The sequence below is a fragment of the Synechococcus sp. YX-04-1 genome (assembly GCF_030546365.1).
Taxonomy (GTDB): domain Bacteria; phylum Cyanobacteriota; class Cyanobacteriia; order PCC-6307; family Cyanobiaceae; genus Parasynechococcus.
The window spans coordinates 14502-40487 of sequence record NZ_JAUONZ010000004.1 but is presented as its reverse complement, the minus strand read 5'-3'; the positions used below and the strand labels follow the sequence as shown (position 1 = coordinate 40487).

26 protein-coding genes are annotated in these 25986 nt (G+C 58.0%); 16 read left to right on the top strand and 10 right to left on the bottom strand.

Annotated elements, in window-relative coordinates; all coding sequences use genetic code 11:
- The first annotated feature begins 13 nt into the window (after positions 1–13).
- The 4 genes from Q3Y53_RS08035 to Q3Y53_RS08020 all read left to right on the top strand — a co-directional run bounded on the left by Q3Y53_RS08035 (position 14) and on the right by Q3Y53_RS08020 (position 3482).
- Positions 14–529 (top strand): DUF1997 domain-containing protein, encoded by a 516-nt coding sequence (locus Q3Y53_RS08035; protein ID WP_226425270.1) that lies wholly within the window; start codon positions 14–16, stop codon positions 527–529.
- A gap of 91 nt (positions 530–620) precedes the next feature.
- Positions 621–1379, top strand: coding sequence for a hypothetical protein (locus Q3Y53_RS08030; protein ID WP_303534898.1), 759 nt, complete (start codon positions 621–623; stop codon positions 1377–1379).
- 14 nt (positions 1380–1393) lie between these two features.
- A complete protein-coding gene (locus Q3Y53_RS08025) occupies positions 1394–2227 on the top strand; it encodes an ABC transporter permease (protein WP_303534896.1) in 834 nt (277 codons plus the stop codon).
- Positions 2228–2273: 46 nt separating this feature from the next.
- Positions 2274–3482 (top strand): sugar ABC transporter, encoded by a 1209-nt coding sequence (locus Q3Y53_RS08020; RefSeq protein ID WP_303534894.1) that lies wholly within the window; start codon positions 2274–2276, stop codon positions 3480–3482.
- Between the two features lie 31 nt (positions 3483–3513).
- On the opposite strand, the gene Q3Y53_RS08015 is transcribed toward Q3Y53_RS08020, so the two are convergent.
- The 7 genes from Q3Y53_RS08015 to dusB are packed head-to-tail and all read right to left on the bottom strand — an operon-like array spanning position 3514 to position 14648.
- Positions 3514–7002, bottom strand: coding sequence for a rhamnan synthesis F family protein (locus Q3Y53_RS08015; RefSeq protein WP_303534892.1), 3489 nt, complete (start codon positions 7000–7002; stop codon positions 3514–3516).
- Positions 7003–7035: 33 nt separating this feature from the next.
- On the bottom strand, positions 7036–8172 hold the full coding sequence (gene rfbB, locus Q3Y53_RS08010) for a dTDP-glucose 4,6-dehydratase (RefSeq protein ID WP_303534890.1): 1137 nt from the start codon (positions 8170–8172) through the stop codon (positions 7036–7038).
- 58 nt (positions 8173–8230) lie between these two features.
- Positions 8231–9115, bottom strand: a complete 885-nt coding sequence (rfbD, locus tag Q3Y53_RS08005; RefSeq protein WP_303534888.1) for a dTDP-4-dehydrorhamnose reductase — start codon at positions 9113–9115, stop codon at positions 8231–8233.
- The gene (gene rfbC / locus Q3Y53_RS08000; RefSeq protein WP_303534887.1) at positions 9112–9702 is read right to left on the bottom strand and encodes a dTDP-4-dehydrorhamnose 3,5-epimerase; all 591 of its coding nucleotides are present in this window, start codon (positions 9700–9702) and stop codon (positions 9112–9114) included. The genes rfbD and rfbC overlap by 4 nt, the downstream gene beginning before the upstream one ends.
- Positions 9692–10630, bottom strand: coding sequence for a glucose-1-phosphate thymidylyltransferase RfbA (gene rfbA, locus Q3Y53_RS07995; RefSeq protein ID WP_303534886.1), 939 nt, complete (start codon positions 10628–10630; stop codon positions 9692–9694). The genes rfbC and rfbA overlap by 11 nt, the downstream gene beginning before the upstream one ends.
- 8 nt (positions 10631–10638) lie before the next feature.
- A complete protein-coding gene (locus Q3Y53_RS07990) occupies positions 10639–13650 on the bottom strand; it encodes a rhamnan synthesis F family protein (RefSeq protein ID WP_303534884.1) in 3012 nt (1003 codons plus the stop codon).
- Positions 13647–14648, bottom strand: coding sequence for a tRNA dihydrouridine synthase DusB (dusB, locus tag Q3Y53_RS07985; protein WP_303534882.1), 1002 nt, complete (start codon positions 14646–14648; stop codon positions 13647–13649). Before dusB ends, Q3Y53_RS07990 begins: the two co-directional genes overlap by 4 nt.
- Before the next feature lie 6 nt (positions 14649–14654).
- Between dusB and Q3Y53_RS07980 the strand changes: the two genes are divergently transcribed.
- Entirely contained in the window at positions 14655–15122 is a 468-nt protein-coding gene (locus tag Q3Y53_RS07980; RefSeq protein WP_303534880.1) for a DUF1823 family protein, read from the top strand.
- 1 nt (position 15123) lies between these two features.
- On the opposite strand, the gene Q3Y53_RS07975 is transcribed toward Q3Y53_RS07980, so the two are convergent.
- Positions 15124–15507, bottom strand: coding sequence for a L,D-transpeptidase (locus Q3Y53_RS07975; protein ID WP_303534878.1), 384 nt, complete (start codon positions 15505–15507; stop codon positions 15124–15126).
- Between the two features lie 129 nt (positions 15508–15636).
- Between Q3Y53_RS07975 and der the strand changes: the two genes are divergently transcribed.
- The 6 genes from der (at position 15637) to proC (ending at position 20327) form a co-directional block, all read left to right on the top strand.
- Entirely contained in the window at positions 15637–17004 is a 1368-nt protein-coding gene (der, locus tag Q3Y53_RS07970) for a ribosome biogenesis GTPase Der (RefSeq protein ID WP_226425283.1), read from the top strand.
- 3 nt (positions 17005–17007) lie between these two features.
- Complete coding sequence (locus Q3Y53_RS07965; RefSeq protein WP_303534875.1) at positions 17008–17916, top strand: energy-coupling factor transporter transmembrane protein EcfT; 909 nt, start codon at positions 17008–17010, stop codon at positions 17914–17916.
- Positions 17917–17930: 14 nt separating this feature from the next.
- Positions 17931–18197 (top strand): PipX family protein, encoded by a 267-nt coding sequence (locus tag Q3Y53_RS07960; protein ID WP_186493710.1) that lies wholly within the window; start codon positions 17931–17933, stop codon positions 18195–18197.
- A gap of 4 nt (positions 18198–18201) precedes the next feature.
- On the top strand, positions 18202–18864 hold the full coding sequence (locus Q3Y53_RS07955; RefSeq protein ID WP_226425285.1) for a YggS family pyridoxal phosphate-dependent enzyme: 663 nt from the start codon (positions 18202–18204) through the stop codon (positions 18862–18864).
- Positions 18865–18939: 75 nt separating this feature from the next.
- Complete coding sequence (locus tag Q3Y53_RS07950) at positions 18940–19506, top strand: cell division protein SepF (RefSeq protein WP_226425286.1); 567 nt, start codon at positions 18940–18942, stop codon at positions 19504–19506.
- 8 nt (positions 19507–19514) lie between these two features.
- Positions 19515–20327 (top strand): pyrroline-5-carboxylate reductase, encoded by an 813-nt coding sequence (gene proC / locus Q3Y53_RS07945; RefSeq protein WP_303534870.1) that lies wholly within the window; start codon positions 19515–19517, stop codon positions 20325–20327.
- On the opposite strand, the gene cobI is transcribed toward proC, so the two are convergent.
- A complete protein-coding gene (gene cobI / locus Q3Y53_RS07940) occupies positions 20324–21034 on the bottom strand; it encodes a precorrin-2 C(20)-methyltransferase (RefSeq protein ID WP_303534868.1) in 711 nt (236 codons plus the stop codon). The two genes, proC and cobI, sit on opposite strands and share 4 nt — an antisense overlap.
- A 68-nt stretch (positions 21035–21102) precedes the next feature.
- On the opposite strand from cobI, the gene Q3Y53_RS07935 reads away from it, so the two are divergent.
- The 5 genes from Q3Y53_RS07935 (at position 21103) to Q3Y53_RS07915 (ending at position 24633) form a co-directional block, all read left to right on the top strand.
- Positions 21103–21663 (top strand): acireductone dioxygenase, encoded by a 561-nt coding sequence (locus tag Q3Y53_RS07935; RefSeq protein ID WP_303534867.1) that lies wholly within the window; start codon positions 21103–21105, stop codon positions 21661–21663.
- 21 nt (positions 21664–21684) lie between these two features.
- Complete coding sequence (locus tag Q3Y53_RS07930) at positions 21685–22068, top strand: hypothetical protein (RefSeq protein ID WP_303534865.1); 384 nt, start codon at positions 21685–21687, stop codon at positions 22066–22068.
- Between the two features lie 105 nt (positions 22069–22173).
- Complete coding sequence (locus Q3Y53_RS07925; protein WP_303534862.1) at positions 22174–22740, top strand: L,D-transpeptidase; 567 nt, start codon at positions 22174–22176, stop codon at positions 22738–22740.
- Entirely contained in the window at positions 22741–23259 is a 519-nt protein-coding gene (locus Q3Y53_RS07920; protein WP_303534860.1) for an isoprenylcysteine carboxylmethyltransferase family protein, read from the top strand.
- Positions 23260–23739: 480 nt separating this feature from the next.
- Positions 23740–24633, top strand: a complete 894-nt coding sequence (locus tag Q3Y53_RS07915; RefSeq protein ID WP_303534858.1) for a hypothetical protein — start codon at positions 23740–23742, stop codon at positions 24631–24633.
- Between the two features lie 176 nt (positions 24634–24809).
- Here the strand turns inward: Q3Y53_RS07915 and Q3Y53_RS07910 are convergent, their stop codons facing one another.
- Positions 24810–25979 (bottom strand): glycosyltransferase family 4 protein, encoded by a 1170-nt coding sequence (locus tag Q3Y53_RS07910; RefSeq protein WP_303534856.1) that lies wholly within the window; start codon positions 25977–25979, stop codon positions 24810–24812.
- Between the last annotated feature and the right edge of the window lie 7 nt (positions 25980–25986).

Genomic DNA, 25986 nt, shown 5'->3' with positions numbered 1-25986 from the left:
TCGGTGGTCTCCGGTGCAGGTTCACCGCTCCCATGGCATCAATTTGCAGGTGCCTGATGCATCCCTGCCTCAGTTGCAGGGCTACCTGGCGCAGCCTGGGCGCCCATTGAAGGCTCTGTTGAACCGCAAAAAGGTGGAGCGGCTTGCGGATGGCCGCTTCCTTTATGCATCTCGGCCGTATCAGTTGCTGAAGTTTCAGCTCCAGCCTGAGGTGGTGTTCCGCTCCAGCTGGGATGGCGATCAACTCACCATTGTTTTCGAACACTGCACGATCCATGGCCTCGGGCCGTTGCAGGATTTGGTGCAGTTCCAGTGCCAGGCCTGGATCCGACCCGAGCAGGAACGGTTGATGGCCAAGGCAGATCTCAGTCTTGAACTCTCCCCGAATGGAGCAGGGGTTCTGTTGCCGAAGCTGCTGATGCAACGCACCGGAGATCTCGCACTGCGTTTGGTGACGGATCGCTTGGAAAAGCGTTGTCGCACCGGATTGATCAAAGGTGCTCTTCATTGGGTTGCACGGCACCCCTGAAGCTGCTTGATTTCCTGGTGTTATGGTCACCGAATTGGGCCCTTTTACACCTGGTGTTGTGGTGAGTGCGACTGCTTCAGCCAGGCCGCTGTTGACCTTCCAGAACTTCTCTCTCCGCTGCGATAAATCAGACCCGCGCATTTCTTTTAAGGCTCCTTGGAATTGGGAACTTGATCAAGCAAAGAGAATCGCTGTAATTACAAATAGCTCGTTTTTGCGGTATCAATTAAGCGCAGCGCTAGCTGGTCTTGTCCCTCCTGTTTCTGGGGAAATGCTCACCGAAGGAGTGGTTGGTTGGCCCGTGGGTGGAGAAGGGGGGTTGGATGGAAAACTGCGGATTACTCACGCCCTAAACTTTCTCACGACCGTTTACAGCGATTGCCTTGAAAAGTCCCTGGTAAGTGTGGATGAATTCTGGAGCTTTATATCGGCAGCGGAGATCGATCCAAGGTCAATTATTAAAGAGCTTTCTCGAGAGCAAAAAGACTGCTTCTTTTTAGCCTTGTCTGTTCTTTTCTCTTTCGACTTGTATTTAATATCCAAGACGAGGTATTTGATGTCGAGGCCTGCTAAGCCGCTACGAGCGCTTTTGTTGAAGCAGCTTGAGGGTAAAACTCTCTTCGCTACCTCAACAAACAGCCGTTTTCAGCGCGAATTCTGCACCGATGGTCTTGTGCTGGACTCGATGGGGCAGATTCTGTTTGCAGGCGGAGTTTCAGAGGCCATTGAGTGGGCAGATCAAAATCTTGATGCCTCTGATGTGTCAGACTCTGATGAAGATCAACTCGAAATGGGATTAAATCTTCTTAATTCTGAGACATCTGACGAGCAAATGGATGATTTTGTTTAGGAGGTCTTGATCTTATGAATTTTCTTCGAAAGTTTCTTGCTGCGATTCAGAGGCAGATTGCTGTGGTTCTCGCAATCGCCACTTATGAGAACAATCGAAAATCAACAGGAACGTCGCTCGGCGCTTGGGAAGCCATCGTGACGCCGCTGCAGATCATGTTGTTCTTCATCGTGATGCGCGTGGGATTTAGCTTCTTAAGGGGTAGTAATCGATATGCGGCAGGTGGTTCGACAGATATGTACTTCAATATTGTAGTTTTTATTGCATCTGGATTTGCTATCGCTTTTTTATTCAGACAAGGTGCAATCAAGGCGCTTTCAGGCTTGAAGTTAAGGGCTCCTCTTTACTACAAAAGAGTTCAGCCTTTGGACATTCTTTTGGCACTGCTAGTCAATGATTTCAGGGCGATTTCAACGATTTCTCTTGGGATTTTTGGATTGGTTTGGTATTTCACCTGGAGTTTCCAGCTTGACAGTCCTGGCTTAGCTATCAGCGTTTATCTGTTAACCATTCTGATGGCGCTTGGTTTTGGGGTGTGTCTTGTCTTCCTGGGCCAATTCAACAAATGGGTTACTAGGATTTTAAAAAGAATCCTCAACCGGGTGATTATTTTTACTTCAGGTATATTTTTTGCAACCTTTGAGCTGCCTGAGTACACAAGGCCTTTCGTGACCTGGAACCCGATCCTTCATGCAGTCGAGCTCTTTAGGTACTCAATGAACAACCAATATCCGATACCTGGTATTTCTCTTTCGTATTTAGTTTGGTGCTCTATAATTCTTTTTGGATTTTCTTTGATTCTTTATCGAACCAACGAGTCGTTACTCGTCGAGGCCAATGATGACTAACGCCTGATCGTTGTCCGGTCGCCTGCTTTGAGTTAATTTTTTGGTTATGCCTGAATCCATCCCGACTTCCAGCTCTTCAACTTCTCTGCAAAAGGAGCTGTCATCACCATTCCAGGTTTCTAGCTTCTTGGCTCAAGCTCAGCTAACACCAGTCTGGCGTGAGCGGTTGGACAGATTTACCAAGCCCAAGGTTCTGATTTCAGCTTTTCTGGCAACCTCGGCTTTCTACTGTTTCGTCATCGGCAGAGATCGTTATACGGCTGTCTCTGAATTTGTGATTCAACAGGCAATGCCCCTGGAGGGATCATCGTCTTCAGTGCTGGCTGGATCGGCAGCTGCTCCCCAAGTGCTCACCTCTCTTGTGGATGGTCAGTACCTTCAGGTTTATCTCGAATCCTCTGAAGTCAAGTCTCGATTGTTCCCTGATGGGAAGAAGCTTGAGCAGGACTACCGCATCAAGTTTCCGGATCTTCGGACGGGATTGCCCGCCAACAGTTCTGCGCCCGATCAACTCGAATTTTATCGAAAACAACTGTCTGCAGCGCCTCAGCCCTTGAGCGGTTCAGTCGTTCTGACTACGTCAGGATTCACGCCAGAACAAGCTTTCAATCTCAACAATGCGTTGCTTAAGCAGTCTCGGCGTTTTGTGAATGAGGTGAATCAATCCATCAATGCTGATCAGAATCAATTTGCCAGAAAGGAGGTTCAAATAGCCGAATTAAATCTCAAAGCATCAACACGAAAGCTTGAGCTTTTCCGTGAAAAACATGGAAATCTGAGTGTTGAGACTGAACAAGCAACGACCAGTTCATTCATTTCTGGCCTTGAATCTCAACTGGTTGAATTGAAGGTTGAAGAGGCTGCATTACGTCGCCAGTACCGCGATCCCAATGCACCTGAGGTGGCATTTGTTGCAGACCAAGTGAAGGAGCTTGAGTTCCAGATTCGTCAAGAGAGAGAGCGTTCTGTAAGTAAAGACGGTCGAGATTTAAACACCCTCGTTCTCGAAGAAGCTGAGCTGATTTCGGATGTTGAGTTTGCGACCGCAAACCTCCAATCAGCTCGCTTGGCTGCCGATAACAGTCGCCGCGAGAGCCAGCGACAGCTCAAATTTGTGGTTGTACTGAGTCAGCCCCAGCTGCCTGTTGCGCCTGATCAGAACTGGCGCTGGCAAGCCTTCCTTGCTTCGATCGGGATCATTGTTGTGGCCTGGGGTGTGGGTGGCTTCCTTCTCAATGCGATGCGGAAGAGCTGATCTCTGGCAACACCAACGAAAACTGAAATGGTTAGGGACGTATTCCACCATGCCCCTTTCCCGCTAGGTAGTAGCCGCAGGCTCGTGCAAAATGAAGCTTTCTGCGCCTTATTAAGTCTTGATCGCTAATGTCTGGGTATAACTTCTGGGCTTGAACGTCATTGTTGCAAGAGCGCTCTACCATTTGCAGAACCTGTTGTTTGCTCGAAGGCAGTCTTTCTCCAAGCATTCGATTGTAGAAATGCCATTCTGTGTTGGCGCGCAGTACGGTTTCACGGAAACCATATTCATGGGAATGGCGGACAACAGCTGTTGATGCATAGGCTTTTTTATATCCCTTCCTAAGAATCTCCCGAGCCCATAATTGATCCTCGCCATACACAACATCCGGAAGTGGCAGAGTCTCCCAGGCGGATTTCCTTAGGCAGGAATTGTTATCGGAGTAGAAGCGTTCATGGGAGGAGACAACGCCATTCGTCGTTTGTCGATCAGCATTCAGTTCGATTGGTTGTCGATGACTCCTGAAAATCCAACGGTTGAAATGTTGGTCAAGGTCATGGGCAGTGAGTTGCCCATGATTGGTATGGGCGATGTGGCAGCCAAAGACCCCTGCCACCCGTGGATCGTTCTGCAGCGGGGCGATCAGATTCATCAGCCACATGCGATTTGCTGGGATCGCATCCTGCGTGATGAAAGCGACGTACTCCCCTCGGGCTAGTTCCACCCCCAGGTTGCGGGTACGCCCATGGCCGAAATCCTCCTTACGAATCCTATGGAGGCGGAGTCGTTCGTCTTCTGGTAAGCCCTCCAGGCATCCATCGCTCGAAGCACTGTCGATCAACAACACTTCAAAGGCCTGATCGAGATCCTGAGTAAGACAGGACTCAACCACCGCCTTCAGCATCGTGCCCCCGTTGTAAACCGGGATGACCACCGTCACCAAAGGCGTCGTTGTTTGAACGGGGTGTGGTGTGGATGGCGCCGATGGAAGTGACGCCTGAATGAAGGTCTCAATGACCTTGTTGGAGCCATCCCAGGTGAGCTGTTCAGTGGCGGCGAGACCAGCTCGGGCGGTGATTTCTCTGAACGATGCGTCATTCAGCAAGCGGCTTAATGCAGAGGCCAGCCCCACTGGTGTCGCTTCGGCCAACACAGCTGTATTGGGTTGATAAGAGACCCGCGTGTGTTCGGCATCAATATCAACGACAGGCAGCCCACAGGCCATCATTTCGTTCGGAACCAGGGAGTAGTTGGTTCCTGAAAGCACGAATCCAACCGCGCATTGGCGGTACAGATTGGCCAAAGCGTCGGCGTCCAGAATTCCTGCATGCCTTACTTTCACTGGAATTCCAAGATCGGGCAGATCTTTTTCACCGAAGGTGATGATCTCAAAGTGTTCTCCTAGATCAAACAAAGCTCTTAAAGCAAGCAGCCCAAGTTCATAGAGCCGTCTTGGCGTGCTGCGTCTCACATAAAAGGCAATGGCATGCTTGTTGCGTTTCTGATCGTTGTTGGGTTGGTAAACACTGTGGTCGACGGCCAGTGGGAAAGAGATGGCTGAGTTGCCAAAGCTTTCCATTTTCTGTTTCAGCCAAGGGCTGGCACAAATGCATGAAAAATTGTTTTTAGATGCATACGAATGTTCGGTGAGGATGCTGGAGCTGCCGCGCGCGAAAAAATAGGGCTCATAATCTTGAACAAAATAGAATCTTTTCTGAAACTTTTTCATTCCAAGCACCGGATAGCTGCTCATGCGGTCTGTGGCAATGACAATGTCGCCGCTTACAAGATCAAGGTCGTCTTGGTTATTGCCCAGCATGTAGACCTGGTCTGTTTGCAGTGGAATGAAGGACTGATCGATGACACGTTTGTGCAATGAGCTGATGCGGCTTGGCTTGTCGTTCCCCTTGAGCTCGGAATGAACCCAGATTGTGCATTGGTGACCACAGCGTTCCAGATAATCAATCGCTCTGAAAATGGTCATATGGCCACCGAGGCCAGGCGTAAAATTGGGTATGACCCAATGGATGTGCAGAGATTTGGGGTTGATGTTTCTCTTCAGCGACCAGTCTGGATCCAATTGCTGGGGTTTGAAATGAATAACCTTTTCAAAGCCCTGGATTTTCAGTTTATTTTTGCCTTCAATGATTGATTTATCGGTTTGATGTTGTTTTGAAAGGGCGTATCCGCAGTACGTTGTTTGCAATTTTTGATTGAATATTTCGGTTGTCGATAGGCCGATGAGGCGTTCAATGCTATGGGCGATGGTTCCATCGATCTGCCCGCCTTCCTCATCGAAGTCGTTCCAGCTGAGATTCCAGTCAAGAATGGGTTTGAGCAGCTCTGGCTTGCACCAGAACATCGTCCCGGTTGGGAAGCGAAACTGGCTGTCTCTTTTAATGTGGTCGAGATTGAAGCGTTTTAGGAAGGGACTGGCTTTGGTGTAGTTGCCATCTTCATGGCCCCAGCAGGAATCGTGTTTAATTCCGAGGCTGAGAGCGTAATTCTCAATCGGATACACAATTCCTATCTCTTGTGATTGGAGTTCTTTGAGGTTGGTAGCTGTAATGGTTTCGCTGCCAATCAGGTTGTCGAGGCAGTGAAGGAACCATCCGCTTAGCGCATTGCTGTGGGGGCTTTTTTTGGAGTGGAGCTTAAGGATGAGATCGTAGTTGAGGATTTGATCCTTGAAACCAACGATGAATGGAGCGACGTCGCGTCCAATATTGCTGAAATGCCTGACATCAACCCTATCGGCATTTTCAACTCGTGCAAAAATATTCTTCAATGCTTGAACTGAATCTTCCTTTGTGGAAATGAAGATGTCGATGTTGCAGGGGATGTTCTTCAGATAAGCGGCGATTGTTTCGCCCAGTTCCGGGTAGAAGATGTGCAGGAATACCCCAATCTTTTTTGTCTTCAGATCGTCTTTGATCGAATTTAGAAGATTTGGCTCAGGCCTTCTAATGTCGGCCATTTTCCGCATGAAATGGATGTTGTCCATCGAATAGCGGTGTTCGTTCATGCCGAACTTGAAGCAGTGGATCATCGGGTTGAGTCCACTTTCTTTGACGTCGGGATATTTGCTGAAATAATTTTCTGTGTCGAATAAGTTGCTCGGGTCGATCCCTTCCTGGCTGCCTGAGCTGCAGTAATGGAGAATCACGTCGCCAATGTTTTGAAGTGTCTCCGCTTCTCTCGCATCTAATTGAGATTTGTAGTACTCAATATCAAACACATAGGCGTAATGAGCTAATTCGCGGAAGTCGCGAATTATTTTTTTGCTTGTTTCTTTATTTTGTAGGCCTTTGATGTACTCCTGCAGTTCAGGAGTTATCTTTTTGCGCCTGTTGTTGGGAGGGCTTGGGCGCCTGGCTTGCCCCAGTCGGTTGAGCTGTTTTCGTAGTGCTTTGGGCAGAAATTTCTGTTTTCCCATGGCAGTGGCTGAGCGTTTCAGTGCCTGCCGTGTCGTGTTGGAGAGAGTGGAGAGCGGATGGCGTCGTTTAGGCATGCCGCTCATCTGGCAGGTCTAAGAAAAGCAAATTGGAACTTATCACTGTCCTGCTTTGGTTTTCGTTGTTTTTATGCCCAATCTGCTGCCGTCATATCCCGCACGCTCGCGCACTTTGCTGCACCACTTCTGATGAGAGAGGTACCAACGCACGGTTGCTGCAAAGCCCTCTTCCACATTGTGGCGAGGGCTCCAGCCAAGCTCAGAACTGATGCGGGCCGGGTCAATTGCATAGCGGCGGTCATGGCCCGGGCGGTCGGTCACCGGTGTAATCAAATCGGCGTGGGGAGCTGATGCAGGGCAGCTCTGATCCAACTGCCGGCAGATGGCATGAACGACCTCTTTGTTGGTGCGTTCACCATGGCCACCCACGCAGTAGCTGCGGCCCGACGCTCCGTTGCAGGCGGCTAAGAGCAGAGCATCAACGTGGTCTTCCACGTACAGCCAATCGCGCACATTCAGTCCATCGCCGTAAAGCGGGATCGACTCGCCTGCGGCTGCTTTCAAGGTGACTACGGGAATGAGTTTTTCCGGGAACTGCCAGGGCCCGTAATTGTTCGAGCAATTGGTGAGCACCACGGGAAGCCCAAAGGTGTGGTGCCAGGCCTGGACCAGGTGATCGCTGGCTGCCTTGCTTGCTGAATAAGGGCTACGGGGGTCGTAGGGCGTTGTTTCGGAGAAGCGTCCTTCGGCACCAAGTGAACCAAAGACTTCGTCGGTGCTGATGTGGTGCATCCGGAAGGCGTCCTGGCGTTCCCCGTTCAAGCCCTCGTAATGGATTCGTACCGCCTGCAGCAGGTTGTATGTGCCGTTGACGTTGCTCTCAATGAACGCACCAGGGCCGGAGATGGATCGATCCACGTGGCTTTCTGCAGCCAGGTGCATCACCAGATCGGGGTCGGCCTCCTGCACCGCCGCCTCAACGGCCGCTGCATCGGTCAGATCCACCTGCTGAAGTCTGTGCCGATCGTTCGCCGCTTCGCCCAGCTCGCTCAGCACCTCCTCGATCGAGGCCAGGTCGCTGGCGTAGCCCATCTTGTCGAGATTGAAGACGGTGACTGTGGTCTCCCGCAGCAGCCTGCGCACGACGGCGCCGCCAATGAAGCCTGCACCTCCGGTGACCAGCACTCTGCGGCGAGCTCCCAGCAGGTCGGAGGCGGAAGGCATGGACGAAACCATTGGTGAGTACTTGGGGTGGGGCGTTGTTTGGGGTTGGCGCGTTGAACTCAGTGGCCCTTCATGGCGTTTTGGCTTGCCGCAACACAGCCTGCAGAGCTTGCTGCCAGTGCTCGCCGTTGAGGTCCAGAGCTGCTCGGGTGGCAGTGCAGTCGAGAAGGGAATAGGCCGGACGTTCCGCAGGGGTTGGGTAGTCCGCTGTGGTGATCGGTTTTACCTCAGCGGGGGTGTCGACGAGCCCCAAGTCAGCACCGATTTGACCAACGGCCACCGCCACGTCATACCAACTGGCGGCGCCGGCATCACTCCAGTGCATCACAGCTGGCAACTCGCGCTTACCAGCGATCTGAAGGGTTTGCCAACAGGCTTGTGCCAGGTTCAGGGTGCTGGTGGGACAGCCCACTTGATCGGCGACAACACCCAGTTGATCCCGTTCGCGGTGGAGGCGAAGCATGGTGAGGGCGAAGTTCTTCCCGACGGGCCCGATCACCCAGCTGGTGCGCAGGATCAGGCCCCGTCCTTCTGCTCCAAACACGTTTTGGACCGCCGCTTCTCCAGCAGCTTTGCTGGCCCCGTAAACGCCGAGAGGGTCGCGGGCCTGCATGGGTTGATAGGGCTTCCCTTGGGTTCCATTGAAGACAAAGTCTGTGCTGATCTGAAGCAGGCGGCCCCCCTGTTGATCCAGGGCGCGGGCGAAGGCTTCCGGCGCCCCGGCATTTACGGCATGGGCCAGCTCCGGTTCCGACTCGGCCTTGTCCACTGCTGTGTAGGCACCAGCATTGAGCACCCAGTCAGGCCGATGCTGCTCAACGGCCGTACGGCAGGCTTCAGGGTCAGCCAGGTCGAGATCTTGCCGGCTGGTGGCCACCAGATCAAGTCCCTCAGGGGCGGAAGCGATCAGAGCCTGGCCCAGCTGACCGCCAGCTCCAGTGAGCAGAACCTTCATGGGAAAACGTCTCCCGCGGCTTCAGCGGCTTTGAACCCCGGCGCTTCGGCATCTTTGCCAGAGAGGCTCACCTCTCCGCCTTCTAGCCGATCGATCGGCCAGGCAATGGGCAGATCCGGGTCATTCCAGACGATGGCCCGTTCACAAGCTTTGTTCCAGAACCCCCGTGCCTTGTACTGCACTTCAGCAACGCTGCTGAGGGTGAGAAAGCCATGGGCGAAGCCTTCGGGAATCCAAAGTTGGCTTTTGTTTTCGGCACTCAGTTCGGCGCCGACCCAAGCGCCGTAGGTGGGCGAGTCGCGCCGGATGTCGACGGCGACGTCGTAAATCGATCCGACCGTGGCACGCACCAGCTTGGCCTGGGGTTCCGGTGCGAGCTGATAGTGCAGTCCCCGAAGCACACCCCGGACCGAGCGGGAGTGGTTGTCTTGCGAGAAGAGCACCGATTCGCCGACGGCTTCATCGAACTTGCGCTGGTTCCAGCTTTCGTAGAACCAGCCACGGTCATCGCCGAAGGCCTGGGGCGTGATCAGCAGGGGGCCCTGCATCAACGCGCCAGAAGGAGTTGTGAGTTGTTCAAACTGCATGGCTTACTTCCAGGCTGGTTTGCAGGGCCGCGTGATCGCTCACGCTCTCCTCAAGCATCTGGAGGAGATAAGAGCCGTAGCCACTCTTCTTTAAGGGCTGCGCCAGCTGATTCAGCTGTTCGGCTGTGATCCAGCCCTGGCGCCAAGCCACCTCCTCCGGGCACCCCACCTTGAGCCCCTGACGGTGTTCCAGGGTGCGGATGTAGCTGCCGGCATCGTTGAGGGAGTCGCAGGTGCCGGTATCGAGCCAGGCCATGCCACGGCCCATCAGCTCCACCCGTAGCCGCCCTTCGTCCAGATACATCTGATTGAGATCGGTGATCTCCAGCTCGCCGCGCGCCGAAGGCTTCACCTGGCGGGCACGTTCCACGACGCTGTCGTCGTAGAAGTACAAACCCGTGACGGCGTAGCGGCTCTTGGGCTGTTGAGGTTTTTCCTCCAGGCTCAGCACGCGGCCATCGGCATCGAACTCGGCCACGCCATAACGCTCGGGATCACTGACGGGGTAAGCAAAGACCGTCGCCCCTTGGGCTTGAGCGTTGCTGTTCACAAGCTGGGGCACCAGATCGTGTCCATGGAAGAGGTTGTCCCCCAACACCAGAGCAGCGGGGTGGCCCGCCAGGAAGTCGGCACCAATCAGAAACGCCTGGGCCAATCCGTCCGGGCTTGGTTGCACGGCGTACTCGACCGTCATGCCCCAGCGGCTGCCATCGCCGAGCAAGCGCTGGAAAGACTCCCTGTCGTGGGGGGTGGTGATGATCAGCACCTCGCGAATCCCCGCCAGCATCAAGGTGCTGAGCGGGTAATAAATCATCGGCTTGTCGTAAACCGGCAACAGCTGTTTGCTGACGGCCTGGGTGATCGGGTGCAGCCGCGTGCCACTTCCGCCAGCCAGGATGATTCCCCGTCGCTTGGATGCGGTGCTCATCAGCTGGCTCACCGGCGTGAAGTCGGCGCTATTACAGCACGAGACCCCCTGCGATCACTTGCGTTCCCTCGACGGCGAAGCCGTTCAAACATCCGCTGCAATCCTGGTTTGGGCCGCAGTTGTCGTTGGATGCTGGCCGCTAGCTGAGGGTTGCGTTGGCCGATCACCTCGGGCCAGGTGTCGACGGGTTGCCTGGTGGGGTTGTCCCGCAGAAGGCTCACCTTGAGGAAGGGGAAGCCGCGTTGCTCAATCAAGTGCTTCCAGTCGTAGTGCAGAACATTGCCGTTGGCGTTGTGGGTGTAGAGGCTCTCGAGCCTTAGCCCCGCTGCCTGCAGCTGCACCGGCAGGCCGACTTCGCACTGTTTGACCAGGTCCCGTTTGCGGGGCCAGATCTGCAATGTCTCCCAGAAACGGCCAAAGGCTGGGCACTGCAGTGCCTTGTGTTTGTAAGCCGTGAAGGCCGACGACAGATGGGGCTCGTACATCAGATCGTCCGTCAGTCCAATCACGTCCGCTGAACTTGCATGCAGGCGTTGGAACAGATCGTCGAGGGGAGTGATCGGTCCCCAGAAGCTGTCGTTGGTGAGCACCAGGAACGCCGCCTGCTCAATCTCCTGCCTGTGCAGGTTGAGTGCTGCTTTCCAGCTGCCGAAGTCGTACCCCTGATTGCGCCGGATCACGATCGCGGCACAGCGTTGGCGCAGCTGATGCAGGGTTCGCGGGTGCCAGCGCAGCCCGCTGGCCGAGGACACAACGATCACATCGGCGAAGCGCCGGTACTCGTCAATCAGGTGGAAGAGGTCGTCTCGAAAACGGTTGTTGGCTGAAAAATGCGCCAGCACAACAATCGGTCGTTGGCGGCTGGGCTGGAAGTTCGGATCCCTCCAGTGCATCAGCACGGCATCGGCCACCGGACCTTTGGAGCGCGGCACAGGATCCCTGGGTTGGTAGCGATTGCTGTGGGGGTGAATGCATTGGCTGGTGAGGGGATCTCCAGCGGCAAACAACCTGGCGTGCTTGGCCCTTAGATGACCGGACTCCCGTTGATGCCGTGCCAGTGCCGCGCCTTCGCGGTCTTTGCCGCGACTGATCGATTCGTGATGAACGATCTCAACAAAGGGGGTCACCACCACCGAAGCACCGCTCTGCCTCAAACGCAGGCAGAGATCCACATCGTTGAACACCACGGCGAGATCTTCATCGAAGCCTTGGATGCGATCGAAATCGCTGCTGCGGAGCATCAGGCAGGCTCCGGTTGCTGCGGTGAATTCCTCCTGCACCAGTAGGGGTGTGAGGGTGGCCAGCACAGGAGCGCTGTGCAGGTGTTTGCCAGGCTCCACCACACAGCGCCGTTCCCCCTTTACAAGGGCGACCCCTTGATGCTGGATGCTCCCGTCGGGGTAGCGCAGCTTGGCCCCCACGGCAGTGGTGCCGCGGTAGGCGAATGGGTCCAGCAGGGCCTGGAGCACCTCGGCGGATCGGAATTCGATGTCGTTGTTCAGCAGCAACAAATGGCAGCCACGAGCGTGGCGTCGGCCGATGTTGTTGAGCCGCGAATAGTTGAACGGTTCATCCACCCGCACCACGCACACGTCATCGAGCTGCGCTTGTTCGTCCAGCCAGGCCTTGGTGGCGGCTTCCTCACTGCCGTTGTCGATCAGGATCAGCTCATAGCTCACAGCTCCGGCGCAGCAGCGCAGGGACGCGACGCAGCTTTGGGTGAGATCCACCCGGTCGCGAAACGGGATCAGAACCGACACCAGAACGGTGGGTTCGGTGCGGAGTTGCAGCTGATGGCAGGCGCTCAGCGAATCAACGGGAGTGAGCTGCCCACCGGGCACCAGAAAGCTTGGGCTGTGTCGCTGGGTGATCGCCAGGATTTCAGCGCTGAGCTCCGGTGACCAACACTGGCGGTCGGCGGGGGAGGCAACGTCGGGCACGGTCGGGTTCGCCCGTATGGATCGCTGCAGCAACACTTCCGGGCAGTGGGCGACGGCGTCGCCGCGGCGGCAAATCTGCAGCGCCAGATCCAGCAGCAGGGCGTGCAGCGAACTGGTGGATGCCGGCAGCGTCAGCTGTTGCAGCGTTGAACAGCGGATCGTCACCAGGCCGCCGAGGCATCCCCGGCAGAGCAGGCGAAATGGTGTGATCGCTGTTCTGCTCTGGCGGTTCCCCGCCGGAATGCCTGGTTCGTCACTCCAGCACAGGGTTTCATCGCTGGTGAGCAAGACCGCTGCAGGGTTTTTCGCTGCGCACTGGGCCATGCGCAGGGCCGCCTGGGGATCCAGCTGATCACTGTCATGACAGAAGCTGACGAGGGTCTCGTCGTCTGGGGCCGGCGCTCCGCTCCATCCAGAGGGATCCTCCAGGGAGGCGTGCCGGATCTGGCCCCACCCTTCTGGATGTGAGGTGCGAGCTGATTTGGCCTCAGCTTCTTTTTGGGTTGGGTGGAAAACCACCAGCATCGAGGCCGCTGAAGGAATGAACTCGCTTGGGCCTGGGTCTGGAGCGGGGGGCTGGTACCGATCGAGATCCTTGCCAAGGGGCAGTCCTCGCTGGAAGCGTTGACGGCCGATGCCGCCTAGGTGCTCCAGAGCGCTGAGGCCGTCCTGACATGCCACTGGTCTCAGCCCATCCCGGTAGGCCTGGAGGTGAACTGGCGGCAGATCAGTGAACAGGCTGCGGTGGCCGAGGGCGATTTCGCGCAGGCGGCCGCTGGAAAGCAGTTGGTTGGCGTGCGTGAGATCCCTGTGGGATGTCAACAGATCGACCGGAGCCAGCCCGCTGTCTTCAGGGGACCACTGGCTTGGGTCGCGCAACAGGGCGATGGGCAGCAGTGAAGGATCCAGCAGCTCTGGCGGGATCTGCGGAAGCTGCTGGTGGAGTTGTTGCTGCCAATGCTCGATCTCTTCGGCGCTGGCGTGGCCAGACTGCCAGCGCTGCCAGGCCTGGGCATCAAGCGTGGTGTTGTCCTTACCGCTTGCAGGCTCCACGCCCTGATTGTCGCGGTGTCCAGTCAAGCGGACGCGGCAAGGGCGTCGATCTGCTGCGTCAGCAGGTCCCTGGCCTGGGCGGGTGTGGGGGCCCGCATCAGGTCATGACGCAGTCGCGAAGCGCCTGGAAAACCTGTGCAGGTCCAGCTCATGTGTTTCCGGGCGATCAGCAGCCCATGGTCGCCGCGATCCTGCACCAGGCCGTCCAGTTGGTCGCGGGCCAGTGCAAGCCGTGCCGACGGGTTGGGCGTGGAAGGGATCGCACGCCCGGCCAGTGCGGCATCGATCTGTCCCACCAGCCAAGGGGCTCCCATGGTGCCTCGGCCCACCATCACCCCCGCTGCGCCAGTTTGATTCAGGCAGCGCAGGGCATCGTCTGGACTGTCGATGTCGCCATTCGCGATCAGCGGGATCGTGAGGGCTTCTCGGACTTTGGTAATTGCGGTCCAGTCAGCAGCTCCCTTGAAGCCCTGCTCGCGGGTGCGTCCATGCAGCGTCAGCAGTTGTGCGCCGGCTTGTTCCAGTTGCTGGCACCAGTGCACGGGATCGGCATCACTTCCGCACCAACCCAGCCGCGTCTTCACAGTCACGGGAACGGCCACGGCACCCGCCACTGCTTCCACGATCTGAATGGCCAGTTCTGGATCACGGATCAACCCGGAACCGCCCCCTTTGCGGGCAATTTTTCGCACAGGGCAGCCCATGTTGATGTCGATCAGGAAGGCTCCACTGGCTTCGGCCCGCCGTGCCGCATCGGCCATGGCCTGGGGGCGATGGTCGAACAGTTGCACGCCGATGGGGCCGGATTCCTCGGTCAGTGACTCCACCTTGCAGCGCCCATGCCCCATTTCGAGGCTGGTGGCATTCACCATTTCGGTGAACAGCAGGGCGTCAGGAGCCCATCGTCGAACCAGGCCACGAAACACCCGATCGCTCACCCCCGCAAGCGGAGATTGCAGAACACGGCAGCGCAGCTGACGCGCGATGCCATTGCCGGGAAGCTGCAGAGGGGATGAAGCAATCATGGGTCCATGCTGCACAACGCAATCGACATGACCTGGCCGCTCAGTCGTTCGTTGCTGTTGCAGATCCTCGAAGACCGCTGCAGCGATCGCTTTGTCTGCGAAAGGGTTTGGGAACGTTTGGGTTATCGGCCTGCCGAACCGCAGTGGTGCGCCGGCCCCGATACACCCTCCGAGTGGGCCGACGCCTTCCCCCAGGCTCCCGAGTTGATCGCCGAGCGTCCGGCGTCGGTCCGTTTGACCCGCTCGGTTCCCAAGGAACACAAGCAGCTGCTGAAGCAACAGCTCAACTTTGCGGGGTACCGGATCGGTGAGTTGTACCCCCGTCGCACCCGGCGAGCCACAGCGGTGAACTGGCTGCTGGCCTGGCTGGCGCTGCAGGACGAACCCCTGCCTGAGCAGGGACCCTTAGGGCCAGAGCTTCCGCCTCCAGTTGATCCGGTGCAGGGGCACCCCGGTGATCTGCCGGTGGGCTGACTCAGGCCTGAATCGTGATGGGTGTGCCTTTCGGTGTGTTGTGGAACAACCAACGGGCGTGGTTCATCGGCATGCGTACACAGCCATGGCTGCGGGGCACGCCGAAGGGTTGCCCTGCGTTCTCCTGCCAGGGGGCGGCGTGCAGGCAGATGGCCTCGTTCGCACTGACGCACATCGTGAACGGCACCCCTGGAACGGTGTAGGTGCGCCCATACATCGTTGTGGAGCGGTATTTCGTATAAACCTTGCTATCGAAGATCGGTGTTGGCGTTGAGGCCTTACCAGTGCTGACTGGAATCACACGGACCACTTCCTGGTCGCTGTTGTAGACGGTCAGGCGTTGGTCGGAAAGGTCGACCACAAGACTGGCGACGAGCTCGAGCATGGCGAGGGAACACTCTGAACCCGCCCTAGCTGTCTCAGGTGAGACTCATTTGTCTCGCCCCGAAAGAATTTCGGTTCCGGAGGGGTTTAAGGCATCTCTGTAGGGTGAAAGATTGGCCTGAGCAGACCCTTGGCGCGTCCCGTCGTCGCAATCATCGGACGCCCCAATGTCGGTAAGTCGACCTTGGTGAACCGGTTGTGCCGCAGCCGCGAAGCCATCGTTCACGATCAGCCTGGGGTGACGCGTGATCGCACTTACCAGGATGGTTATTGGGGCGATCGCGAATTCAAGGTCGTTGACACCGGTGGGCTGGTGTTCGACGACGACAGTGAGTTCCTGCCGGAGATCCGGGAGCAGGCGGCTCTTGCGCTCGAGGAAGCCAGTGTGGCTCTGGTGATCGTGGACGGTCAGCAGGGGCTCACGGCCGCTGACGAATCCATCGCTGAATTTCTGCGCAGTCACCGCTGTCCCACGCTTCTGGCGGTGAACAAGTGCGAGTCGCCGGAACAGGGCCTGGCGATGGCTGGCGAATTCTGGAGTCTTGGCCTGGGTGAACCCCATCCGATCTCGGCCATTCACGGAGCCGGCACCGGAGAATTGCTGGATCAGGTGCTCACCTTTTTGCCTCCCAAGGATCAGGAGGGTGATGAGGAGGAGCCGATTCAGATGGCCATCATCGGACGGCCGAATGTCGGGAAATCCAGCCTTCTGAATGCCATCTGCGGTGAGCAGCGGGCGATTGTCAGCCCGATCCGAGGCACCACTCGCGACACGATTGACACCAGCATCATTCGTGAGAATCGTCCTTGGCGCCTGGTGGACACGGCGGGCATCCGCAGGCGTCGCAGCGTCAACTACGGCCCGGAATTCTTCGGGATCAACCGCAGTTTCAAGGCCATTGAGCGCAGTGATGTCTGTGTTCTGGTCATCGATGCCCTCGATGGGGTAACCGAGCAGGATCAGCGCCTAGCGGGCCGCATTGAAGAGGACGGCCGTGCCTGCGTGGTGGTCGTCAACAAATGGGACGCCGTGGAAAAAGACAGCCACACCATGACGGCGATGGAAAAGGAGCTGCGCTCCAAGCTCTATTTCCTTGATTGGGCCCCGATGCTGTTCACCTCGGCGCTCACGGGCCAGCGGGTGGAGAGCATCTTTGCTTTGGCCGCCTTGGCTGTTGAGCAGCACCGCCGCCGCGTTACGACGTCCGTTGTGAACGAGGTGCTGAAGGAAGCGCTGAGTTGGCGCAGTCCCCCCACCACCCGTGGTGGCCGCCAAGGAAAGCTGTACTACGGCACCCAGGTGGCCAGTCGGCCCCCCAGCTTCACTCTGTTTGTCAACGACCCCAAATTGTTCGGAGAGACCTACCGGCGCTATGTCGAGCGCCAGATCCGCGAGGGTCTCGGTTTCGATGGCAGCCCGCTGCGCCTGTTCTGGAGAGGCAAGCAGCAGCGTGATGCCGAGCGCGACCTGGCCCGTCAGCAGAGTCGCAAAGGCTGAGCCATGGACTGGTTGCGCCAGGTCCCCATGGGCCAATACGTCGATGGCTCCACCGGTTGGCTTCGGCGCTTGGACCCTCGGCTGAAGCTGGCCTGGTCCCTTGTATTTCTGCTCACGCCTGTCCTGGCAGGACCTCTCTGGCGTGTTGGCCTGGTGGTGGCTCTGGTGCTGATCACCCTCGGCAGTGGTCTGGCCCGCTCGCTGTGGTGGCGTTCTGTTGTTTTGTTGACGGCCTTGGCACTTGTGGTGGGCCTGTTGTCGATGTTGTTACCTGCTGTGGATCCCCCTGCGGCCTTCCCTCTGCGCAATCCGGCCGAGCTCCCGGGGCTCGAGACGGAAGGCCCCGCCTGGGACCTTCTGCGTCTCGGCCCCCTGCAGATTGGTGGTCTCCAGCTGGGCCCTTTGGTGGTGGATCGGGCCTCGGCGGTGCTGGGGCTGCGAACGTCGACCTTGATTTTCACCGTGATTCACAGCGTCAATCTGATGCTGATCACGACCCCTCCAGAGGATCTGGTCTGGGCCCTCAGTTGGTGCCTGGCTCCGTTGAAGTGGTTGGGGTGTCCTGTGGAGCGGCTGGGGTTTCAACTGCTGCTGGCGCTTCGTTTTCTGCCTCTGGTTCAGGAGGAGCTCCAGAATCTGCTGCGCTCCCTCGCCAGCCGTGCCGTCAACCTGCGCCAGTTGGGGTTCAAGGCCGGTTTCGGTTTGGTGCTGGCCGTCGGAGAGCGGCTGCTCGCCAACATCCTTCTCAGAGCTGAGCAGGGAGCCGATGCTCTAGTCGCCCGTGGTGGTCGAATTCTCGGTCCTTCGTACTTCCGTATGCCTCCCGATCGTCCTGCTTCCCTGCTGAATGGCCTGGCGATGATCGCTCTGGTGTTGGTGATCGGGCTTCGGGGTCAGTACGGTGCTTCATGACTATCGATTAGGGCATGGCGTCCGAGCGATATCTGAATCACCCCACCTTCGGGATGCTCTATCGGGTGGCTCCGGCTGGTGAGGGCCGCGACGTCTACGCCACGTTGTATGCCCAGCGCATGTTCTTCCTGGTCACGCTGCAGCCCCGTGGCGCCCAGTTTGAAGTGATTCCCTACGGAGACGCGCGTCACCACGCTGAGGTGCACCTGGGCCGCTGCCGGCGGAATGGGTCAGAGGATCTGGACTCCTGGACTCAGTTGTTCGATCAGACGTTCATCTGAGCCCTTGACCGATTCACTCGCTGCGAGGTGGCAGGCACTCAATCTCGACCGTCCTTCCTCCGCCAGGCTCCTGGCCGTCAGCAAAGGGCACCCAGCAGCCGCTGTCCGTTGCGTGGCAGAGCTTGGTCAATTTGATTTCGGGGAAAGCCGCGTTCAGGAGGCTCTGCCGAAGCAAGAGGAGCTGGTCGATCTGAACTTGCGCTGGCATTTCATCGGTCGCCTGCAAAGCAACAAAGTGCGGCCGGTGGTGAAGGCCTTCGATGTCATTCACTCGGTGGATTCCCTGTCGCTGGCCGAACGGGTGTCGCGCATCGCTGTGGAGGAGGCCCGTCAGCCTGACGTTCTGCTGCAGGTGAAACTGCGCCCTGATCCCAGCAAGGGGGGGCTGTCGGCCGATGAACTCGCCGCCATTTGGTCAGACCTCCAGGCTCTGCCGGGGTTGCGGATCTCGGGCCTGATGACCATGGCGCCGCTCGACATGGCCGCAGAGCAGCGCAAGGACTTGTTTTCCGACTGCCGTGCCTTGGCGGATCGGCTTGCCTTGGCGGAGTGCTCGATGGGGATGAGCACGGACTGGAAAGAGGCTGCTGAAGCAGGCAGCACCTGGCTCAGGATCGGTTCGGCACTGTTCGGCCCGAGATTGGTGTCAACAGACGCTGCGAATTGACTTGCCCCGCCGCAGCGAAAACGGTATCCAGGTACATGGTTTTCGAACCACATTCAGACCGAGAGGAATCCCAAGGTGTCGCTGATCTCCCGTCTCCGTGCCGTCGTCGCTGGCGATGACTATCTCGATGGCGAATTGGATGACTTCGCCTATGACGACGAGCAAGACGACCAGGATCAGCGCGCCCTGCAGGCTGACGGTGGTGCGTTGGCAACCATTGGTGACTCCAACCCGTTTGATCTCGGTGGTGATCTGCCTGGATCCAACGTGATCGGCATGCCCGGCATCAGCAATGCCGCGTCCGAGGTGAATGTGATGGAACCTCGCAGCTTCGATGAAATGCCTCGGGCCATCCAGGCTCTGCGGGAGCGTAAAACCGTCATCCTCAACCTCACGATGATGGAGCCCGACCAGGCACAACGTGCTGTTGATTTCGTTGCTGGTGGCACCTTCGCGATCGATGGACATCAGGAGCGCGTCGGCGAGAGCATCTTCCTGTTCGCCCCCAGCTGCGTCACCGTGACCAACACTGGTCAAGACGAAACCTCGGCTCCAACGGTGGTCAGCCGTGAGGCCGATGTGGCGGATGTCGACGAATCCGCCAGCGCACCCTCGCCCGCATGGGGAGCAGCTGCTCTCTGAAGCCCCCCGTGCAGCCCGCTTTCGGTGTGATCGGCCTGGGTCGAATGGCTCAGGCCCTTGTTGTTCCTCTTTTGGAGCGTGGACAGATTCCTGCCGACCAGCTGTTGGCGGTCGTCGGAGGATCTGGCTCGCTTGAGCAAAGGCGTGGGGCCTTGCCGGCGGGTATCGGTCTGGTTGCTGCTGACGATCCTTCTGCTCAACAGGTCTGGAAGGCCCCGGTGCAGCTGCTTGCGGTGAAGCCGCAACAACTGGATGCAGTTGCAGCAGCTGCGGGACCTGTTGCGGGTCAACCGCTGCTGATCTCTGTGTTGGCGGGGGTGTCTCTGGCGCGGCTCCAGCATTTGTTTCCCGGTCATCGCTGTGTGCGGGCGGTGCCCAACACCCCTGCGCTGGTGGGAGCTGGTTTGACAGCTCTGGCCTGGGGGGAAGGGATCGACCAAGGGCAACGGGACGAGGTGCGGCATCTGTTCGCCGAAGTGGGTGAAGTGCTGGAGCTGGCGGAAGCCAAGCTCGATGCCTTCCTGGCCCTCACCTCTTCGGGCCCTGCCTTTGTGGCCCTGGTAGCGGAAGCCATGGCCGATGGAGCTGTTGCAGCCGGTCTTCCCAGGGACCTGGCCTTGAGGCTGAGCCACCGCACCCTGGCCGGAACAGCTGAGCTGCTGGACCGTCGTGATTTGCACCCTGCCCAGCTCAAGGACATGGTCACCTCGCCAGGGGGTACCACGATCGCCGGCGTCCGCGCGTTGGAACGCATTGGTTTGCGCTCCGCCTTGATCGAAGCGGTTGTCGCTGCTGCGGAACGCAGCCGAGAGCTGGCCTAGGGCAAAACCTCCGGCCATCCCTGACGGATCAGCAGCAGCGAGAAGTAGGGGCGGGGTTCGGCCGCGACTGAATCCGCGCAACAGATCTGCTGGTCGGGCCAGCCGACCTGTTCGGCAAACAGCGCTTGCTGCAGCAGACCACGCCGCTTCAGCAGGGGTTGTACCCAACTCCAGCGCCGGCCCAGCTTCAGCAGGGCCAGAACTTGCCCCGTCGCCGCGGCGGTGTCCAGCACCTGCTCCAGCTCCTCAGGCGTGTCGGGGCAGGGGCGCAACAGCAGTCGGTCCTGCTGCAGCGCGAGGGGCCAGAGGCCGGCAGCCGCGGCTGCTGAGCAGGAGGTGATGCCAGGAATCACGCTGATGGGACAGTCGGGCCATGCCTGACGAAGGGCCAGCAGCACGTAGCTGCAGCTCGCAAACAGAGACGCGTCTCCTTCGCAGAGCAGTGCCACCTGTTGGCCGGAACGGACAGCCTGCTTCAGCTCCTGTGCTGCTGCCCCCCAGGCGGAGCGACGCGGTTGGGCGGCTTCCACCATCGGGAACAACAACGGCAGGCGCTGATGATCGCTGCGGATCCAGGCGGCGGCGATTTTGGCGGCCATGCTGTCGCCCCCCCGACGTCCCACCGGGTAAGCCACCACCTCCGCTTTGCGGATGGCTTCAACGGCGGCCAGGGTAAGCAGGGAAGGATCACCGGGGCCGACTCCCACCAGCGTGAGACCCCCAGTCGTGGTGGGATCGATGATGGTCAGCAGTCGATGCGCCCGGGGTCCAGACGATGAGTCGTCTCAGCATCTTTCCAGACGAAACCGCAGCCCATGCTCCAGATGAGCAAGTGCCCGAGCTGGAGAGCCATGATCCAGTGGTGATTCAGGCGGAGCTCAGCCGCCGAGGCATCGGCTTTGACCAATGGCCAGCGCAGCAGGGCCTGCCGGAACTGGCCGATCAGACCGCCATCCTCCAGGCCTATGCCGATGCGATTGCCCGGGTTCAAGGCGATGGCGGTTATGCCACGGTCGATGCGATTCGGATGACGCCGGATCATCCTGATCGTGAGCTCCTGCGCCGCAAGTTCCTTGAGGAGCACACCCACGCCGAAGACGAAGTGCGCTTTTTTGTGGAGGGGTGCGGTTTGTTTGTGCTGCACATCGGTGCCGAGGTGCTCAGTGTGCTGTGCGAACGGGGCGACCTGATGCGGGTCCCTGCCGGGACCCGTCATTGGTTTGACATGGGCTCTCAGCCCCAGTTTTGTGCCGTGCGTTGGTTCAACAACCCCGAGGGATGGGTGGCGCAGTACACCGGCAGCAGCATCGCCCAGCGTTTCCCCAGGCTTGACTAAGGGGGCTTCCAGGAGATCTTGATGCGCCTCCATCGCTCCTTTGCTGTGCTGCTGCTGGGTCTGTCCATGGCAGCACCCATCGCTGTTGTTGCCGAGGATGCTCCCTTGGCACCGGAGGTTCAGCGGCGGGTTGCCGTGGTGGTGCTGGCCCGCCGAATTCGCGGCTATGCCGCCATGGCCAAGGCCAGCAGCGACTGCCAGATCGAGAAGGGGCGTCTTCCGCGCCGCCAGGCCAGGCAAGCCCTGGCGATCTCGCTCGAGGAGTTGGGCATCAGTCGGCGGGTGCTGGTGAATCCCCTGGTGGTTGCTGTCAGCCCGCGCCTGCAGCGCCTGCTGGATGACAGCTGTGCCCTGGATCCAACCAAGCAGGCTGAAGCATTGCAGCTGGCCGAAAACGAACTCTGAGCCTTTCTCGAGGTGTGTCTCAGGGGGGACGGTGAGAGTGCTGGCTTTTATTTCCTCGGCGAATAAAAACCGCCCATAGGGTTCCGGCCTGTTTGCCTGGCTGCTGTGGTCGTTCGGTCTTGTCTCGCGTTGAAGCTGCTGGCGCTGTTGGCAGCGCCCTGTTCTGCGGCCGAGATGGATCTGGCCTCCGCATCCACGGTGCCAACCACGTCGCTATCCACCTCCATCCCAGCCAATGAGTCGGTGTTGGTGCTGAACCGCACCACGCGATCGTTAGCACGTACGGGCGATCCCATCTGGAGCCTGCGTCTGGAAACCCCAGGTCAGCCCGTGCAGCACTTCGATGCTGTTAGCGGTCGGGCCCACCGTCAGAACGCCGATCGCCATCGTTCTGGCACCCGCGCGCCGCTCCCCGCCGGTCGCTACAGCCTCGGGCCGGTGGAGCCCTTGGGTCCCGCTGATCCGCGGGAGCTCGGACCGATCTGGATCGGAATTGAACCGCAGTTCCCCACGGGGCGAGGCCATCTGGGCATTCATCTCGACCCCAGTGCCAACCGCAATGCCAACAGCGGCACACTCGGCTGTGTCGGCTTGATTCGTTGGGATGACATGCAGACTCTGGCGGGTCTGGTGCAGCGCCGTAACGTCCGAACATTGGTGGTGAGCGAGTGAATGTTCTCCGATTGGGGCTTCAGTTGGGGCGGCTGGTTGGACAACCGCCGGGGTGAGTGGTGGCTGCTTGCCCAACTCCTGCTGATCACGGCCCATCTTCTGCCGGTCTGGCCTGCTCCGGCCAGCTTCGGTGTGGCGATCTGGCCCAAGCCCTTGTTTGGGCTGGGTTTGCTGCTGTTGGCTTTTGGCCTGTTTCGAGCCATTGAGGCGTTTCGCTGCCTTGGGGCAAGCCTTTCGCCGCTGCCGGCGCCCAAGCCGTCGAACCAGTTGATCGCCACAGGCACATATGCCATCTGCCGGCATCCGTTGTATCGGGCCGTTTTGCTGTGTTCCGCAGGAGTGGTTCTGGCCACAGGCAGCCTGCTGCATCTGTTGCTGTTGGTCAGCCTCGCGGTGGTGCTGCGGGGCAAAGCCCGCTTCGAGGAGCAGGGGTTACGGGCGCTGCATCCGGATTACAGCCAATATGCCGCGGTCACTCCGGCGATTTTGGGCTGGGTTCCTGGATTGGATTGGCGCTGATTGTTAGGTCTGTTGAGCTTGCTTGGAATTGTTGGCTCGCACCGAGTCAAGTTTTGAATCGAGCCTGAGGAATGGGGCTGTCGCCATGGCTTGCAAGTGTTGTGTGGGTATGGGATGCCTCTGGTTGAACATGTTGTGAAAGAAAGGGCGAACAGTGTCGTATCTATCGCATATGTGATGGCTTCTGTGCAGGCCAAGATGAGTCATCTTGGCCTGCATTTTTGATGAGATGGTTCCTGAAATTGTCTTTATTTAGGTCGAAGATTTTAAGAAGTTCTGTGGCTATTCTATGGAGAGATTGAAGATCCGCTCCTTTCGATGAGTCAGTCGCTATCCCGGTTTGCAGCTCCGATCCTATGGGGAACATCTCAGGCTGGAAGCACCCTCCTGCTCGCTTCGAGTGCATGGATGGTAAGCGGGTTGACGAGTTCACCCTTCCTGAATGGGTTGCTTCCGGCTGTTGGTGCTCTGCCAGCTCTGATGAATCTTGGCTTCCGGAGGAGTGGTTATTGGCTTCAGCTTCTTGGGGTCTCCTTGCTGCTGATTTGTTCGTTTTTTTATGGTCAAAGTCAAATTGCAAAAATTGCATTAATAATTGCAAGTTTCTTGACCATTTTTGTGCATGGGATTGGTCAAGAAGTTTCAAATATTCCTCTCCAGAAAAGCATTATGGCTAGTAGTGGAGTGAGTATGAGACGGTTGCAGATCGGTCAAGAGATAGGTGTTCTGCTTGGGAATTTGATGACTGCCATTCTCTTTCCGGCGGTTCGTCAGTTCATACCTGCTTTGGCTTTGATGTTCCCTATGGCTCATTTTTTGCATCGCTCTAGTCAGGCTTCAGGCGTCCAGGAAGCATCCACTCCGGTGAAAAAGAAGTCTGAATCAAATTCTTTGTGTTTGATGCAGGGCGTTGTTCTTGGCTCTCTGTTTGGCATGTTGGCGTTGTGGGTGAGAGAGATTGACGGTGGAAAGTGTTTTGATTTTGCAATGGTTTTGGTTGCTTATGCTGTTGGTCGATCGCTGGTCGCATTTGTTCCAAAAATGCAGGCTTCACTGCGTTACATCCTCATAGTTTTTCTGTTGGTGTCGATTGAGCTGATCCCGATCCCCGTTATTTCAATCTTGATGTTTTCAGTGATTGGAGCTTTGGTTGGTGCATCTGACTTTTCACTTGTTGAAAGACTTGAATCTTTTGGTGATCTGCCCTCCCGATGGCAGGTTCTGCAGAATTCAAGCGCTTTAGGTGGCTTGGTTGGCAGTTTTGTGTTGGGAATTATTTGTGAAGTCTTAGGCCTGAATGTTGCGCTCTTTGCCGTTTGTTTTGGCTTTGTTGTGTTGGCGTTTGCAGTCTCTCGAAAGAGCTTGATGGCATGAAGCTGTGATTCTTCATCAGTTTTTTTAAATATATCGATAGTTTTGTGTCTTCGGGGCGATCTTCTTTTGGGTTTTTCTCTGACTTGTCTCTGGCGGGAGCTTGACCTAATAATCTGTCGTTTTGGTGATCAGTCGGGTGATCTTTTCACTCTGATGAAGTGTTACCAATGACGTCTTTAGGCGGCAACTGTGCCTGTCAGCATCAGGTCGGCATAGAGCTGTTCGAGGGCGTCGATGTTGCTTGAAATCGTGTAGCGCGCCAAGGCGCGGAGTCGGGCTTTGCGGCCCAGTTCCGCCGTCAGCACCGGCTGGTCCCTGAGCACCGGCAGCAGCGTGCGCAACTGGGTGGTGACGCCCTGGGTGCTCAACACGATTCCCGCGCCATGCTCAAGCACTTCGCCATCGGCACCGGCATCGGTGGCCACGCAGGCTGTTCCGGTGGCCATCGCCTCCAGCAAGGCCAGCGACAGGCCCTCCACAAGGCTCGGCAGGATGAACACCTCAGCGCACTGGAGCAGGGCCACCCGGGTGTCCAAGTTCGGCTCGTGGCCCCACCAGTGGATTCGATCGTCGTTGAACTGGTTCATCAGGCTGTTGCGCAGCGGGCCGTCGCCGACGATGACCAACCGACAGCCCTCCGGTGAGACCAGACGCCAGGCCCGCAGCAGGGCTTCAACGTTCTTCTCCGTCGCCAGGCGCCCCATGTAGAGGACGATCCGTTCTCGCCCCAGCCGCTGCCGCACCTGTTGATGCATCGGCGAAATGGTGCCGGGGCTGGAGGGGCACCAGCGGTCGGTGTCCACACCATTGGGGATCACCGTTAGACGATCGGCGGGAACGCCGAGGCGCTCGAGAAAATCTGCCTGAAGCTGTGAAAACACGATCACCCGGTCGTAGCGGGCTAGGGCCGGTGCATAGAGCTGGTAACTGAGCTGTTGGGTGCCCGCCGTCAGGTTGCGCAGGCCAGCATCGAAGGGTGGATGAAAGGTTGCGACCAGGGGAACGCCCAATTGCTGGCAGAGCTCCGGCAGGCGGAAATCCAGGGGCGAAAGGGTGAGGCTGGCGTGCACCAGGTCGGGCTGCAGCCGCTCCAGGGATTCCCTCAGCTCCCGCTGAGCCCCTGGGGAAGGGATCGTATAAACCTGCGACTTGACCAGATAGGGCAGGCTGACGTCCGGGTCGTTGGCCAGCAGTGAAGTGTTGTCGCGCTCTGGGCTGCGTGGGTTATCGAAATGGATGAAGTGCACCTGATGCCCGCGTTTTCGCAGGGCTTCTGTGGTGCTGATCCCGTAGGACACATTCCCGCAGAAGGGAGACTTCTTGCCGAGCCACGCAATCTGCGCCAAGCGGGTT

What these genes read in the sequence shown, in the direction of transcription:
- Q3Y53_RS08025 (WP_303534896.1), top strand. Translation starts at nt 1,394, where the DNA reads ATGAATTTTCTTCGAAAGTTTCTTGCTGCGATTCAGAGGCAGATTGCT.
- Q3Y53_RS08020 (WP_303534894.1), top strand. Translation starts at nt 2,274, where the DNA reads ATGCCTGAATCCATCCCGACTTCCAGCTCTTCAACTTCTCTGCAAAAG.
- Q3Y53_RS08015 (WP_303534892.1), bottom strand. Translation starts at nt 7,002, where the DNA reads ATGAGCGGCATGCCTAAACGACGCCATCCGCTCTCCACTCTCTCCAAC.
- rfbB (WP_303534890.1), bottom strand. Translation starts at nt 8,172, where the DNA reads ATGGTTTCGTCCATGCCTTCCGCCTCCGACCTGCTGGGAGCTCGCCGC.
- rfbD (WP_303534888.1), bottom strand. Translation starts at nt 9,115, where the DNA reads ATGAAGGTTCTGCTCACTGGAGCTGGCGGTCAGCTGGGCCAGGCTCTG.
- rfbC (WP_303534887.1), bottom strand. Translation starts at nt 9,702, where the DNA reads ATGCAGTTTGAACAACTCACAACTCCTTCTGGCGCGTTGATGCAGGGC.
- rfbA (WP_303534886.1), bottom strand. Translation starts at nt 10,630, where the DNA reads ATGAGCACCGCATCCAAGCGACGGGGAATCATCCTGGCTGGCGGAAGT.
- dusB (WP_303534882.1), bottom strand. Translation starts at nt 14,648, where the DNA reads ATGATTGCTTCATCCCCTCTGCAGCTTCCCGGCAATGGCATCGCGCGT.
- Q3Y53_RS07980 (WP_303534880.1), top strand. Translation starts at nt 14,655, where the DNA reads ATGCTGCACAACGCAATCGACATGACCTGGCCGCTCAGTCGTTCGTTG.
- Q3Y53_RS07975 (WP_303534878.1), bottom strand. Translation starts at nt 15,507, where the DNA reads ATGCTCGAGCTCGTCGCCAGTCTTGTGGTCGACCTTTCCGACCAACGC.
- Q3Y53_RS07965 (WP_303534875.1), top strand. Translation starts at nt 17,008, where the DNA reads ATGGACTGGTTGCGCCAGGTCCCCATGGGCCAATACGTCGATGGCTCC.
- Q3Y53_RS07960 (WP_186493710.1), top strand. Translation starts at nt 17,931, where the DNA reads ATGGCGTCCGAGCGATATCTGAATCACCCCACCTTCGGGATGCTCTAT.
- Q3Y53_RS07935 (WP_303534867.1), top strand. Translation starts at nt 21,103, where the DNA reads ATGAGTCGTCTCAGCATCTTTCCAGACGAAACCGCAGCCCATGCTCCA.
- Q3Y53_RS07930 (WP_303534865.1), top strand. Translation starts at nt 21,685, where the DNA reads ATGCGCCTCCATCGCTCCTTTGCTGTGCTGCTGCTGGGTCTGTCCATG.
- Q3Y53_RS07920 (WP_303534860.1), top strand. Translation starts at nt 22,741, where the DNA reads ATGTTCTCCGATTGGGGCTTCAGTTGGGGCGGCTGGTTGGACAACCGC.
- Q3Y53_RS07915 (WP_303534858.1), top strand. Translation starts at nt 23,740, where the DNA reads ATGAATCTTGGCTTCCGGAGGAGTGGTTATTGGCTTCAGCTTCTTGGG.